This is a genomic window from Segetibacter aerophilus (assembly GCF_007991655.1).
GTDB lineage: Bacteria > Bacteroidota > Bacteroidia > Chitinophagales > Chitinophagaceae > Segetibacter > Segetibacter aerophilus.
Genome location: NZ_BJYT01000011.1, coordinates 194510 through 209546 on the forward strand (window position 1 = coordinate 194510; position 15037 = coordinate 209546).

The 15037-nt window shown below is 41.1% G+C and carries 9 protein-coding genes; 5 read left to right on the plus strand and 4 right to left on the minus strand.

The features are described from left to right. Positions 1-6: 6 nt before the first annotated feature. Positions 7-3168 (minus strand): SusC/RagA family TonB-linked outer membrane protein, encoded by a 3162-nt coding sequence (locus SAE01_RS15495; RefSeq protein ID WP_147204698.1) that lies wholly within the window; start codon positions 3166-3168, stop codon positions 7-9. A 269-nt stretch (positions 3169-3437) separates the two neighbouring features. Here SAE01_RS15495 and SAE01_RS15500 point away from each other — a divergent pair, with 269 nt between their 5' ends. The 3 genes from SAE01_RS15500 (at position 3438) to SAE01_RS15510 (ending at position 9193) form a co-directional block, all read left to right on the plus strand. Beyond that, positions 3438-4322 (plus strand): AraC family transcriptional regulator, encoded by an 885-nt coding sequence (locus SAE01_RS15500; protein WP_147204699.1) that lies wholly within the window; start codon positions 3438-3440, stop codon positions 4320-4322. Positions 4323-4499: 177 nt separating this feature from the next. Then, positions 4500-7853, plus strand: a complete 3354-nt coding sequence (locus SAE01_RS15505) for a VCBS repeat-containing protein (RefSeq protein WP_147204700.1) — start codon at positions 4500-4502, stop codon at positions 7851-7853. Beyond that, the gene (locus SAE01_RS15510; RefSeq protein ID WP_147204701.1) at positions 7853-9193 is read left to right on the plus strand and encodes a vanadium-dependent haloperoxidase; all 1341 of its coding nucleotides are present in this window, start codon (positions 7853-7855) and stop codon (positions 9191-9193) included. The genes SAE01_RS15505 and SAE01_RS15510 overlap by 1 nt, the downstream gene beginning before the upstream one ends. Positions 9194-9235: 42 nt before the next feature. Here the strand turns inward: SAE01_RS15510 and SAE01_RS15515 are convergent, their stop codons facing one another. From SAE01_RS15515 to SAE01_RS15525, 3 genes are all read right to left on the minus strand, one after another. Next, positions 9236-9427 (minus strand): hypothetical protein, encoded by a 192-nt coding sequence (locus SAE01_RS15515; RefSeq protein WP_147204702.1) that lies wholly within the window; start codon positions 9425-9427, stop codon positions 9236-9238. A 404-nt stretch (positions 9428-9831) separates the two neighbouring features. Then, complete coding sequence (locus SAE01_RS15520) at positions 9832-11532, minus strand: GMC oxidoreductase (protein WP_147204703.1); 1701 nt, start codon at positions 11530-11532, stop codon at positions 9832-9834. Positions 11533-11574: 42 nt separating this feature from the next. Then, complete coding sequence (locus SAE01_RS15525) at positions 11575-12102, minus strand: gluconate 2-dehydrogenase subunit 3 family protein (RefSeq protein WP_147204704.1); 528 nt, start codon at positions 12100-12102, stop codon at positions 11575-11577. Between the two features lie 423 nt (positions 12103-12525). Between SAE01_RS15525 and SAE01_RS15530 the strand changes: the two genes are divergently transcribed. Beyond that, positions 12526-12732: a YwbE family protein gene (locus SAE01_RS15530; RefSeq protein WP_147204705.1), complete on the plus strand. Its 207-nt coding sequence runs from the start codon at positions 12526-12528 to the stop codon at positions 12730-12732. A 273-nt stretch (positions 12733-13005) separates the two neighbouring features. Then, on the plus strand, positions 13006-14877 hold the full coding sequence (locus tag SAE01_RS15535) for a hypothetical protein (RefSeq protein ID WP_147204706.1): 1872 nt from the start codon (positions 13006-13008) through the stop codon (positions 14875-14877). Positions 14878-15037 lie beyond the last annotated feature (160 nt).

The following is a 15037-nucleotide window of genomic DNA, read 5'->3' on the forward strand; positions in this document are numbered from 1 at the left end:
AATTCTTTAAAAATTTACATTCAAGCTAAATGTATAAATAGGAGTCAAAGGATAGCGACCGTAGTCAAGTCCGATAGGACCGTTATTGCCAGCGTTCACACCTGTGTATGCACCCACTTCAGGATCGAAGCCAGAGTACTCTGTTATAGTTGCTAAATTCTGAGCACCAAATGTTGCCCTTACACCACGTACCAATTTTTGACGAGAGATTAAAGATGTAGGAAGGTTATAGGACAAAGACACGTTTTTGAGCCTAAGGAAAGATCCACTTTCTACCCACTTACTTGTCTGACGAGCATAGTTACCATTTACGTCAACACCAGAGATTATTCTCGCTACATCCGTACCCGGATTTGCAAGCACCGGATTACCATCTTTATCTGTAGTTAACTTTGCATAATCGTATGCGTGCAACATCATGTTGCGACCAAGGTTGATATTGTTTGGGTTTGAATTTTCCCATGCCATAAAGTTGTAAATATCATTTCCGTAAGTACCTGTGATCAGTACACTCAGGTCAAATCCTTTATAGCTAAATGAGTTTGTGAAACCACCGAACAACTTAGGCCATGGGTTACCAATATACGTTTTGTCATCACTGGTAATTTTACCGTCGCCATTGACATCCTTTAACTTAATGTCGCCTATCCAGATACCGTTTGTAGGGGCAGTTGGACGCCTGTTACCACTGTTATCAACAGGAACTGCACTCTTGTTGATTTCTTCCACAGAAGTAAACAATCCTTCTTCAATATAACCTCTCATTAACCAAGGCTCAAGACCAACTGCAGAACGTTGTGACCAAGGATCTGCCTGGTTCAACCACCATGATGAACGCTCTAAAAACCCGTTCTTATTATTTAAACTTGTAATCGTAGTCTTAAAGTGTGACAAGTTTAAATTGCTTTCCCACTTGAAATCTTTCGTACTTACGTTAGTTGTATTTAAAGTAAAACTCCATCCTTTTGTTTTGAGAGAACCCGCGTTAACTGTTGGCGGTTGCACTGCTGCTGTACCATTAGAACCCATGTACCATGGAATAGAAGCCGATAAAAGCATGTTATCTGTGTTCTTTACATAATAATCAAAGTCAACAGAAATCCTGTTTTTAAACAATCCAAGATTTGCTCCTATATTCTTAGTATTTGTTTCTTCCCACTGAAGTCCCTTGTTAGGATACACAGATGGCAAAAAGCTTGATCCCCAAGGGCTGGCTCCTGCAACAAGTGGCGAATAAATTGGGTCGCTTGAGAAACCCTGGTTTCCTGTAAGACCTGTCTCTAACCTTAATTTCAGCTCGCTAATAGCTGGAACATTGAAGAACTTTTCTTGCGATACTCTCCATGCTGCAGATACAGACGGGAAAGCTCCCCATCTTTTTTCTGGTCCAAAATAAACAGATCCATCTCTGCGATAAGTAGCAGTTAATAGATACCTGTTATCATAACCATAGTTAACCCTTGCTAAGTAAGACTCCATACCCCACTGTCCTGATCCACCTGTATTGCTTGCTGTTGTTGCATTACCTGCAGTTAGATCTAAGATGTCGTTACTAAGAAATCCTGTTCTTCTACCACCTACGTTTTTATAAGTAGAAGCCTGGGCCTCATGACTTACCATCGCTCCAACGTTGTGTTTACCAACTTGCTTAGTGTACTCAAGTAATTGGTTCCAGTTCCAATAAGTGCTTTGGCTTGTACCGTTCTCAAGAGCGGCAGTAGTATTGATAGCCCAACCAATTGCGTAAGTAGGTTGGAAATATGTTGATCCGCCGTAACCAAGATTTGTATTTAACGAAGTACGGAACGTAAGCCCTTTAGTCAGATTAAGACCAAGGTTAAGTCCACCCAAGAATTGCTTTCTGCTATTTGAGTTAGTTGTTAAAGTAGAGATAGCGATCGGGTTAACTGGTGCAAACTGGTGAGCTGGGTTAGATAAATCTCCACCGCCCCATGAACCGTTAATATTTTTAACCGGTACCTCAGGGCTTAATTGTATTGCACTTGAAATAAGACCGTTTTGGCTGGTTGTTGTTTTTTCGTTGGTTTGGTTGAAACTAAGGTTGGTACCTATAGTAATCCACTCTCTTGGCTTTGTATCAAGGTTAATCCTGAAACTATACCTATCGAAACCAGAACCAACCGCGACACCTGCTTGATTCAAATACTCACCAGACATATAATAAGTAGTATTGTTACTACCACCGCTTAAACTTAACTGGTGCTTTTGCATTGCTGCGTTATTAAATAACTCACCCTGCCAATCTGTACCAGGACCAAGAAGAGATGGATCAAGTAGCTCACCTCTTACATTACCGCCAGCGATTGCTTTATAAGCTATCTGCATTTGCGCATATTGCTGCAAATTCATTACTTCAAAGCGTTTTGGGGGTGTTTGAATATTATATTGAAAACCATAAGTCATTCTTGCTTCACCTGATTTACCACGCTTTGTTGTAATCAATACAACGCCATTAGTTCCGCGAGAACCGTAGATCGCTGTTGCAGAAGGACCTTGCAATATTTGCATGTCTTCAATGTCTGAAGGGTTGAGACCTGCAAGGTTACCCGATGAGTTTCCGCTGCTGCTGCCTTGTATTTGAACACCGTCAACTACGTATAATGGTTCAGTAGCATTGTTAATTGAGCTAACCCCACGGATTGATACAGAAATACCACCACCCGGTTGACCTGAATTTTGTGTAACGTATACACCAGCAGCACGACCTTGAATAGCCTGCTCAATAGTTGTATTTACTGTTCTTTCGATTTCTTTTGCACCTACCGATGTTTGCGCTGTTGTCAGGTTGGCCCTTCTTGACCGTCCATATCCGACTACCACTACATCATTTAAAGTGCTCGCACCGCCGGTAAGAGATACACTTATCGGAGCACTTCCTGTTCCAATACCGACTTCTTTAGTTTGCATACCCACAAATGAAACTACAAGTGTTCTTGCTGTTCCCGGAACCTGCAATCTGAATGCTCCTTCCTGGTTTGTACTTGTGCTTACTGTGGTGCCTTTAACTGTAACTGTTGCACCGGAAAGTGGAGCGTTTTTATCATCCAAAATAGTTCCGGTAACCGTTCTTCCCTGGGACCAGGAAGAGGTAAAAAAGAGAATACTGACTAATAAAAGCAGCCCCCTTTGGAGTACATCTTTAAACATATAGCAAACTTGAATTTGTTTTGCCAAAACTATGTGTAATTGCCTCGAGTAATTGATACTATTTTATCAATAACAGATGTTTTTTATAATATTTAATTATCCTTAACTTTTACAACTGCCTCTTTTTAAACCTTTTTTAATACTAATTAAACTTTCATGGTTGAAATTATATTAGTACTCCAATAATTAAGCCGGTAACAACCTATATGAAATTCAAAAGCAAATACATACTTTTATAGCCGTATAACAGTTGTTCGAAACCAGAAGCTATGCCATCTAAACTTTTAAGAGAAATTACTCCGCTTACTTCCAGTGATTGCTTTACCCTGTTTTCACGTATTAAAGACAAGTTCGATTTCCCATTGCATTACCACGAAGAGTTTGAACTTAATTTCATCAGAAATGGAAAAGGAGCTAAACGGGTTATAGGAGATCACATTGAGGAAATTGGCGAACTTGAACTTGTGTTGGTGGGATCAAATCTTCCGCACGGATGGTTTACTCATAAATGTAAAAGTGAGGAGATACAGGAAATTACCATCCAGTTTCACCGGGACCTTTTTGACGAAAAATTTTTGCAGAGAAACCAGATGAGCTTCATCAGAAGCCTTTTGGAAAGATCGTTAAGAGGAGTATGCTTTACAAAAGAAACTTGCCAGGCGATTTTGCCGAGGCTAATTGAACTTCCACAAAAACACGGTTTTGATTCTGTGTTGGAACTAATGTCGATTTTGCATGATCTATCTATTTCACGCAATATTCAAACTTTGTCTGATGGATCTTTCAATGCTGTTGAAACCATTTCGTACAACAGCAGAAGAATTGAAAAAATAATGAATTATCTCAATAACAATTTCGACAAAGATGTTTCGCTAACTGACGCAGCAAAAATAGCAGGCATGACAGAAGTTGCGCTCAGCCGTTTTTTCAAAGCACGAACAGGTAAAACATTTGTCGATACAATTAATGAAGTACGCCTTGGAAATGCGTCAAGAATGTTGATTGATACCACGCATAGTATTACGGAGGTGGCTTATAAATGCGGCTTCAATAATATGTCAAACTTCAACCGGATTTTTAAAAAGAAAAAAGACTGCACCCCGAAAGAGTTTAGGCAGAGCTATACCTCTTCGGGCATAAGAACGTTCATATAATGGCTAGATATATCTGATTGCCTTGAGCTTAAATGTTACTCCGTCTCACTTTGCTCTTCTTCATATTTTCTCCAAAAACAAAAAGTGCCTTAAAAATCTTTAAAGCAAGCTTTTTCAACTCATTAACCTTAGCCCTGTAAAATGGTGCTTATTTTTATCGCTTATTAATTCCTGACGATGCATCTCTTTACACACCGGTTACTTGTTGTTATTGCCACCATGCTAATGGTGATTCCTGCTTGCAAAAACAATACTGGTGAGGATGAAACTTCGAACGCAAAAGAACAATTAGGTCCGCCGTTATTTACCTTACTTCCTGCCGAAAAAACCAATATTAGTTTTAATAATGCCCTAACCGAGACTCCTTACGCCAACATTATGTCGTACCCATATTTCTATAATGGTGGTGGCGTCGCCATAGGGGACTTTAATAAAGATGGCTTGCAGGATGTCTATTTTTCGGGAAACCAGGTAAGCAACCGATTGTACCTGAACAAAGGGCAGATGAAATTTGAGGACGTCTCTGTTGCTTCAGGTATACAAGGTGCGGCAAATAGTTGGAAAACCGGCACAACTGTGGCGGATGTAAACGGAGATGGCTTGCCCGATATCTATCAATGTTATTCAGGGCCTTTACCGGGAAGTGCGAGGGCAAATCAATTATTAATTAACCAGGGAGTTGGAAAAAATGGGGCACCTGCCTTTATTGACCAGGCAAAAGAATACGGGCTGGCCGATACAGCTTTTAGTACGCAAGCTGCTTTTTTTGATTACGACCGCGACGGTGATCTTGATATGTTTCTGCTTAATCACAACCCCTCACCTTTTAGTCACCTTGATGAGGCAACGATACAGCAGATCTTGAAAAAGCCCGAGCCGAACATGCACGCCAAGTTGTACCAAAACAATAACGGTAAATTTAAAGATGTCTCGACAGCTGCAGGCTTAAACAAATCTGCCTTTTCTTATGGCCTGGGTGTTGGCATCGCCGACATGAACCTGGATGGCTGGCCGGATATGTATGTATCCAATGACTACTCCGCGCCGGATTATCTATGGATCAATAATAAAAACGGCACTTTTAGCGACAAATTAAAAAGCAGTATAGGACATACTTCACTGTACTCAATGGGCAATGATATTGCTGACATGAATAACGACGGCTTACCCGACATTGTTAGTCTCGACATGTTGCCCGAGGACAACAAACGCCAGCGACTATTATTTGGGCCTGACAATTACGAATACTTTGATATGATCGTGCATGCTGGTTTTAGTCACCAGTATATGCGGAACATGCTTCAGTTGAACAACGGAGATGGAACTTTTAGCGAAATCGGGCAGTTGAGCGGGATATCAAACACCGACTGGAGTTGGGCGCCTTTGATGGGTGACTTTGATAACGACGGACTAAAAGATCTTTTCGTGACAAATGGCTTTTTGAAAGACTTCACCAACATGGATTTCATCAAATTCAAAAGCTCCTATTTTCAATACCTCAACGGAAGGGTTACGCCTCAGAGCGTAATGGACCTCATTTCGAAAATTCCTTCTTCAAACGTAACTAACTACATTTTTCAAAATACGGGAAATCTACATTTCAAAAACCAGGGTAAAAACTGGGGTGTTGATGTTCCATCAAATAGTAATGGCGCTGCTTATGCAGACCTTGATAATGATGGAGACCTTGACCTGGTCGCAAACAATATTAACGAGCCAGCTTTTGTTTACCAGAACGAGGCTCAGGGACAACTGAAGAACAAATATTTGCAGGTAAAACTCGTCGGTGCAGGTAAAAACACAGAAGGCATCGGTGCTAAAGTAACAGTATTCACTAGGACGCAGCAACAATACCAGGAGCAATCAACATGTCGCGGGTTTCAATCCAGTGTGTCTGCTGTGTTGAATTTTGGCCTAGGCAGCACAACAGAAACCATTGACTCGCTAAGAGTAGTTTGGCTAACGGGAAAACAACAGCTGCTGCAAAACATAAAACCGGGACAAGTACTAACCCTTGAAGAAAAAAATGCGGGTTCTATTTATCAGGGGCCGACAATAAGCAATTCTATTTTCGCTGAAGCGCCTTCTCCCCTCCCTTTTATTCCCACAAAGAATCCTATCAACGACTTTAAAAGGCAGCCGCTCATGATTAACCCGCTTTCGTTTTCAGGTCCTTGTTTGGCGAAAGGTGATGTAAATGGGGATGGCCTCGAAGATCTTTTTGTTGGTGGATCAGGTGGTCAATCAGCTGCCTTATATGTACAGCAAAAAGGGGGATCATTTACGTTACAGGCCAACAAAGATTTTGAAACAGAAAAAAACAGCGAGAATACAGATGCCCTTTTTTTTGATGCAAACAACGACAAGGCTCTAGACTTATACGTTGCTCATGGTGGGTATCACAATTTCACGCCTGTCGATCCTGCCCTCCAGGACAAGCTGTATATAAATGATGGCAAAGGCAACTTTACAAAAAGTAACAATGCCTTACCTGCTATGCTCACCAGCACCAGTTGCGTAAGAGTAAATGATATAGACGGAGATGGTTCGCCTGACTTGTTTGTAGGTGGACGAGTTATACCAGGAAGGTACCCGGAACTTCCAAGAAGTTATATTCTTATCAATAATGGAAAAGGACAATTTACAGATCAAACCAAGGCCATTGCACCTGCGCTTGAACATATTGGTTTAGTAACCGATGCTGCATGGTACGATCTTAACGGCGACAATAAACAGGAACTGGTGATTGTAGGTGAGTGGATGCCTGTGACCGTATTCGCCAACAACAGCGGCAAACTCTCCGACAAGACTGATACGTACTTCGCTAAAAAATACAGCGGCTGGTGGAACAAATTACTTGTTGGCAATTTTAACCACGATAATCATCCAGACCTCGTAATAGGAAACCAGGGTTTAAATACGCAATGTGTTGCTTCCGATAAAGAGCCCGCGGAAATGTATTTTAAAGACTTCGACGACAATGGCGCAGTTGACCCAATTCTCTGCTTTTATATTCAGCATAAAAGTTATCCTTACGTCACACGAGACGAATTGTTTGACCAGATTAGTATGACCCGTGTTCGCTTTGCCGATTACAACAGCTATTCAGATGCTTCCTTGAAGGATATTTTTACTGAGCAAGAACTGGAAGGTGCAGGACATCTATCTTCCAATTATCTTAAGACGGCGTACTTCCAGGGAGGTGCTGACGGTAAATTTAAAGAAATGACATTACCTGTTCAGGCGCAATTCTCGCCGGTATTTGCTCTATCCGCGCTGGACTATGACCATGATGGGGCTACTGATATAGTGTTAGGTGGCAATATTGGCAAGAGTAGGTTACGCTTTGGAAAGTATGACGCCAACTACGGAACGCTTTTGAAAGGTGACGGTAAAGGCAACTTCACCTACATACAACAGCGGCAATCCGGATTTAATATAACAGGTGATGTTAGAAGTATTTTGCAAATGAACAATACGCTGTTGTTCGGTGTGAACCAAATGCCTATAAAAGCTTATAAAGTACGATAATGAAAAAGCTGTCTTACCTGGTGTTATTCATTCCCCTTCTATACAGTTGCCAGCAACAAAAGCAAGATTTACAATTTAGTTCAGCACAAATTAGTGAAGTGATCAACCGGATGACAGACATCATGGTTCATGATGTAACTAATCCACCACTTGCTGCAAGATTTTTTTCCTATGCTACCCTTGCCGGTTACGAGGTTATTTCTCAAAATGATAAAGCGTATAAGAGCATGGCCGGCGTTTTAAATAATTATCCCAAATTAACAAAGCCGGATAGTATAACAGGTTATTCTACTCAATTAAGCGCATTGTTGGCGATGATGGAGACTGCTAAGAAAATGCAACCTTCCGGTGCTTATATCGATTCTTTTGAAGTGAACTTTTTAGACTCATGCCGAAAAAAAGGCCTGGACGAAGACATCATTACAAATTCTACAACCTACGCAAGAGCTGTTAGCAAAGCGATGCTTGCCTATGCAAAGGCAGATAAGTACAACAGGATTAGTAACTACGCAAGGTATACGCCACTGCAAACCCCGGGTACCTGGTATCCGACCCCGCCTGGTTTTTTCGCTCCGGTAGAACCTTATTTCAATACTGTTCGCTCGTTCACACTTGACACATGTATTCAATTTAAGCCGGCCCCACCTGTTGCTTTTTCAACTGATAAAAGGTCGCCGTTCTTTAAGATGCTCAATTATAACTACACTGAGAGCAACCATCTATCAAAAGAACATAGGGAGGCGGCAGCTTTCTGGGATTGCAATCCCTTTGCATTGCAAGACAATGGGCATCTAATGTCAGGCAGAAAAAAGATGTCTCCAGGTGCACATTGGCTTATGATTACAGGTATTGCCTGCAAAGATTCTAAGGCAGATTTTTCAAAATCTATGAAAGTTCATGCAATGGTTTCGCTTGCACTAATGGATGGTTTTATTTGCTGCTGGGATGAAAAATTTCGTAGTAATAGAATTAGACCTGAAACAGCAATTCGGCAATATATTGATGCAAACTATAAGCCTCTGCTTCAGACGCCGCCGTTCCCCGAATACTTAAGTGGTCACTCTACTATTTCGGCAGCGTCGGCAGTCATCTTATCTCATTATTTCGGAAATAACTTTCATTATAATGATACTTCGGAAGAAGCTTATGGATTACCGTCCCGCAAGTTCAAATCTTTCCAGGAAGCAGCTATAGAAGCTGGCATCTCCCGCTTTTACGGAGGCATTCATTTTATGGATGCCGTTGACAATGGCCGTAAACAAGGCTTAGCCGTTGGTGAATGGGTGCTTAATCGAGTTGAAAGCAAATCGCCTGCAGTAGCTGGTTTGAACAAAAACTGATGCAATTTTTGTAAACATCAAAGTTCGATTCTCATCAAACTATTACAATAACCTTTCTTGGAAACTAGTTGTAACCGTAGTGCTCGTGTGATGGGCAGGTGCAGCTTCATGCTCATCACTGTTTGTACAGCCTTTCGCCAGGAAATACATTAGCCCGAGAATTATAACTGCTACCAGTATTAGCGTACTTAATGAAGAGTCTTTTTCAGCGCGGTGTTCGTGGAAATCAGACATACAATAACTTTTAATCTTTTTATTAGTTGTTTTAGTAACTGTAAAAAATTGTGCCTTGCCAAGGAACTAGTAATCTCAGGCTAATTAGAAAACAGTTTACAATTCGCTACTTCCTTTAACACTTAGCCGACCTCATAACAAAGGCGTTAAGAAAATTACCAGCTCGGGCGTTAAGAAATGAAATAAATGTTACTGCAGTTTAAGAATGTTACCTTGTTTGTAAGTCATACTTAGGTGGATATTATTCTAACGTTGTGACTTATTTCATTTTAGCCCGAGCTGGCAATTTTTAGCCTTTTTTATGCAGTCTTGACTTTTTGTTTCTTTTTTGTCAAGAAAAAAGAAAAACAAAACTTGATCATAACAAACAGGTAAGGTATTATTAGCAAAAAAGCGATCTACATCTATATATTCCTCTTCTTCAACTCCTCAATCGCATGGTTGGCAGCGCGCGCAGTAAGGGCCATAAATGTTAAGGTAGGATTCTGCGTTCCGGTAGACGTCATACATGACCCATCACTTACAATTACATTTTTGCAGGCATGAAGTTGATTCCATTTATTAAGCATTGATGTTTTTGGATCTTCTCCCATGCGCACTCCACCCACTTCATGAATATCAGCACCAGGAGGGGACTTAGTATCTTCAGCATTGATATTGATAAACCCTGCTTTGGAAAACATCTCTTTGGTTTGTTCGATATAGTCGGCCACCATCTTATCATCATTCTCGCTCCATTCGCAAGACACGATCAATTGTGGAATGCCGTATTTATCTTTTAAATCTGCATGAAGACGAACATGATTTTTCTCAAGCGGAACCACTTCACCCATCATCCAACTACTCAACCGCCGGTTGCCCCATTTCGGATGCTGAATATTTTCTCTTAGCTCGTCTCCGATCTTACTGGTATCTGTCCAGGTTCCCCTTCCCCCACCCAGGCCGATTGCGTAACCACGTAAAAAATCCGTCTCCTGTTTCAGCACGTTTCTAAACCGCGGCATGTACGCATTGCTTGGATTTCGACCATCTGTTTTCTTGTCTTTAAAACCTTCAAACTCGGCTCCTCCTTTACCCCGGTAGTTGTGCCACGAAATAAACTTACCCAACACATTTCCGTCATTTCCTAAACCGTTAGGAAAACGGTGCGAAGTAGAGTTTAGTAAAATGGCATTGCTGTTAAGCGTAGAGGCATTCAGAAAAATGATAGATGCATAAAACTCTATCATCTCTTTTGTCGTTGAGTCAATCACCCTGACACCGGTTGCCTTACCCTTCTTGTCGTCATAGATAATTGAATGAACAACAGCATGCGGACGCAACGTAAGCTTCCCTGTTTTTTGAGCCCAGGGCAAAGTAGATGCATTACTGCTAAAATAACCGCCGTACAAGCAACCCCTGTTGCACATTGTTTGGTTCTGGCATTTACCGCGTCCCTGTTGTGTATGTATTTGTTGTGGATCTGTTAGATGTGCGCATCTGCCTTTTATAACATCGCGATCGTTAAAATGCTTTTTTATATTTTCCTTGAAATATTGCTCAATGCAACTCATCTCAAATCCCGGCATTACCTCACTGTCCGGAAGTACAGTCAGGCCATCTCTATCACCTGCAACTCCTGCAAATTTTTCAACGTAGCTGTACCAGGGTTCCAGATCTTTATAACGAATGGGCCAGTTAACAGCAAAGCGGTCGCGCTGCGGACCTTCAAAATCATAATCGCTCCAACGTTGTGTTTGCCTTGCCCACAACAAGGATTTTCCACCCATATGATAACCCCGAACCCACCTAAAAGGCTTCTCCTGGATAAAAGGTTGCTCATCATCTTTCATTGCCCAATTCAGGGTTTCTGCCCTTAAAAACCTCGAACCTTGAAACGCTGTTCTTTCCTGTAAGGTCACTGCACCTCGATACTCAAAATCCCAGGGCGCCTTTGATGCAGCAGGGTAATCTACGCCATGCTTTACATCACGCCCTCTCTCTAGTACCAGTGTTTTCAATCCTTTATCGCACAGTTCTTTCGCCGCCCATCCACCACTAGCTCCCGATCCGATAACAATGGCGTCGTACGTTCTGTTTTTTACTGTATCTAAAATGTTACTCATGCTTATGCCTTTACATTTTCAAACCAATATAATTCTACTTTTTTATCCCGCTTTAGGGGCTAGGGGCACGCAACCGTAATAATGTCCGGGTGCAACTTTATAATTAAGTATTCCAGCCAACACCTGCTGTGAAGTATTGTATCCAAGAATCGTTTCTCTTTTTACCAGGTTGAAAAATTCTTTCTCATTTTTATCCTGCGACCTCGACCACTTTTCCAGCAGCGCCTGCCGTTCTTGCTGGCTACAATTGGTAAACGATTTACTGTACTCTTTTTGCGCAGCGGCTTCCAGTTGCTGCAAACCTTTTTTTACATTTTCCTGGTCAGCCTTTTCATAGCAGTCATCTACCACTTTCTGAAAATACTTATCTACTCCGACTGACAATGCGCCGATCGAATTACCGGCTGGAATAATGGTATCAGTAATGGAAGCAAGTATCTGTTGTTCGCTCGCAGAAAAGGAGGAAAGATGAGTAGGACTACCGGCTCCAAAAGCTTTCATCCAGGACGGCAGAGTAATCACACTGCCAGCGGCTAACACTAAATTTTTAACGGCAACACGACGTTCCATTTTTGTGGCAAGAGTTTAAAGGTCAAGAAATCTACATCGCGAGTTGAATATAATGAAAGATTTAAAATGACTTGATTAAAAGGCCAACCTGAAACGAAGAAAGTCGTTTGGTTACCAGCTGTTAGCAAGATGGATCATTGTTGCGACGCATTCCGTTCAGCGGCAAATCCTCCGGGAACTTTTTTTACGTTGCGTTTAAAAAGATCATTTTGCCGCTACGAATTCCCAGGTTTTTATTCCTCCTACATTTAAGCTTTTTTGAAGCTTTTTTCTAAAAACTCGAAAGCTGTCAATACAAAGACAAGACATGAAAAACATTGTGAAATTCTTGGATGGCAGACAACATGATCCCGTCTTACTACCCTTGCTTACACTTAGAGTTTATCAAACCACTGTACCTTTGCTCCTAACAAAAATTCAGAAATGGACGGTACAATCAGGGCAGACATTAAACTGGGAATGTTGGTAAATATTATTCTTAAAAAAGACCAGCGAACCGGCATCCTTACCGAAGGAATCGTTAAGGATTTACTGACAAGTGCACCAAGACATCATCGTGGAATTAAAGTACGTTTAGAGGATGGACAAATTGGCCGCGTACAAGAAATAATTGAAGAAGACCCGGAATAAGAACAACCTGTTTGTGCTTGGATAGCAGTATTCAATCCTTTCTACTAATTACACTACGCTTGTAACAATGCCTTAGTCCTTACGTGACTATTCTACCCTCTTCTTTTGGCTATTGTGCATTTTTTTCTGCAAATATTGCTTTTATACTATCCTAAGCTTGCTTCCCGTAATTGGCTTAGGCAGTTCTATACAACTTACACTCAACCCCGTACATACTTATTATAAATAAAGTGAATGTAGTATGATCATTGGACTTGTTACAAAAACAGTACAATGAGTGGTCCCAATAAACGTACTAACAAAGCAATATGGGCAATGGCCATAATCGGAGTTATTATAGGCGGCGGAATAGCTACATGGCATTACTTAAAGAAGGATGTAAAATCGCCTAACTCTAAGGTGGAGCAGATCGTCGAGCAGAAAGCCGAACCCCAGCTAAAGAAAGCAGTTGCCGAACTTTCTGACAGTATGTATACCATTGACTATGGAAAGCTGAATGTAGAAATTGATAAAGGGTATGCTGAAATACACAACCTCAAATTAACCCCTAATCCAGGCATCATTGAAAGACTGCGAAGAGATCAAAAGCTACCAAACAATGTGGTAGATATGAAAGTCGACAAGATCATTATACAGAACATAGGTCTTAAGAAAATAGAGGGTGAAACGGCAATGCATATTGGTAAGATGTCTGTTATAAATCCTGTCATGACTATCAACAATAAAATCAGGAATTACAAGGATACTTCCGATCATCGCTCGCTGTTTTCTATCCTCAGAAAAAAACTTTCTACTTCAGTTGACTTTGATGCCATTGCAGATGTAAAGATCGACGTGATGAATATGACCAACGCGACCCTTCTTTATAAAAACAACAATAGCAATAGTCCACGAACTACCAGGCTGAAAAATCTTGACTTTATTATCAGCAACATCTCGACCGATGCCTTAGCGAACAAAGGAGATAAGAGTGGTGGTTTAGCTATTGCCACAATAGCACACCAGAGAATTGTGACGGCAGACAAACTATACTTTGTTGACTTTAGGAACATAAGAATAATACCATCGGAACGCAAGGTCTTTATTGGATCATTTGAGCTAATACCAACACTTAGTAAATCAGCATTTGTAAAGGCTGTAAAAGCTGGGAAAGCAAACTATAGATATCATTTAAAGAATACGGGAATTGTAATGCGCGACATTGACCTTGATAAACTTACCAGGCGCCAGCAGATTTACATTCCGGAGGTAGATGTTGATTATGCATGGGCCGAGTTTTATACGAACTATAAATGGCCGTTAAGAACTCCACCAAACAGGCGCGACAAGTACCCGAATGAACTATTACAAAAGCTCGCCTTCGATGTTACCATCAAGAAAATGCGCGTCAAGAATGGGGATATGGAATTTAGAATAGTGACTGAAAGTGCGGACAAGGAGGCCTACTTGAGCATGAACAATGTAAGCTCGGTATATACGAACATCACCAACAATGTTGCGGCGAAGAACGCCAATCGGTACACAACGTTAGTAAGCGATTGTAACGTGATGAATAGTGGAAAACTGCATAGCGTGTACAAACTCGACCTGAAAGATAAAAACGGAAGATATACTGCTTCATCAACTATGGGAGCAATGGATGGGACAGCTTTTAATGCTTTGTCAGAGCCGCTTGCACTTACGCAGGTAAAGTCGATGAACATACAGAAAATGCACCTCGATCTGAAGGCAGATGAATACAAAGCCACAGGCAACATTGACATGTATTACACCGACTACAAAATAAACCTGCTTAAGAAGAAGGATGATGGCAGGCTAAAAAAAAGAAGCATAGTAAGTTTTGTGTCTAACATCGCTTTGCCTAATGATAACCCAAAAGAGAACGGTGACTTTAGAAAAGGGCCTATAAATGTGATACGTGACCCCAAAGAATCTTTTTTTGGTTTTCAATGGCGCGCAATGCTAGACGGTATGTCTTCTGCAATGATGGGTAACGATCAGAAGAAAGATCAACCGAAAAACAAGGTCACTAAAATGGCTAAAATGTTTTTTGGCCCAAAAAAGGGGCAGGAGTATAAGAGCACCGGCACCGATAAAAAGAGAATGACAGGTACTGAAGGAACGGGACAAAAAAATCAGGAGTGATAACTTTTTTGCAACGGAGAATTGCATCTAAAAAGATGCGCATTGGTTTGCTGATGAACGAAAAGCGACGCAACCATGATTCATTGGTAGTTCAAATGCAGGTACCAAAACAAAAACGAGCTATTTCAATGTGACTAAAACTTATAACTATATCCTAACC

Coding starts and splice junctions, on each gene's coding strand:
- SAE01_RS15495 (WP_147204698.1), bottom strand. CDS start 3,168: ATGTTTAAAGATGTACTCCAAAGGGGGCTGCTTTTATTAGTCAGTATT.
- SAE01_RS15500 (WP_147204699.1), top strand. CDS start 3,438: ATGCCATCTAAACTTTTAAGAGAAATTACTCCGCTTACTTCCAGTGAT.
- SAE01_RS15505 (WP_147204700.1), top strand. CDS start 4,500: ATGCATCTCTTTACACACCGGTTACTTGTTGTTATTGCCACCATGCTA.
- SAE01_RS15510 (WP_147204701.1), top strand. CDS start 7,853: ATGAAAAAGCTGTCTTACCTGGTGTTATTCATTCCCCTTCTATACAGT.
- SAE01_RS15515 (WP_147204702.1), bottom strand. CDS start 9,427: ATGTCTGATTTCCACGAACACCGCGCTGAAAAAGACTCTTCATTAAGT.
- SAE01_RS15520 (WP_147204703.1), bottom strand. CDS start 11,532: ATGAGTAACATTTTAGATACAGTAAAAAACAGAACGTACGACGCCATT.
- SAE01_RS15525 (WP_147204704.1), bottom strand. CDS start 12,102: ATGGAACGTCGTGTTGCCGTTAAAAATTTAGTGTTAGCCGCTGGCAGT.
- SAE01_RS15530 (WP_147204705.1), top strand. CDS start 12,526: ATGGACGGTACAATCAGGGCAGACATTAAACTGGGAATGTTGGTAAAT.
- SAE01_RS15535 (WP_147204706.1), top strand. CDS start 13,006: ATGAGTGGTCCCAATAAACGTACTAACAAAGCAATATGGGCAATGGCC.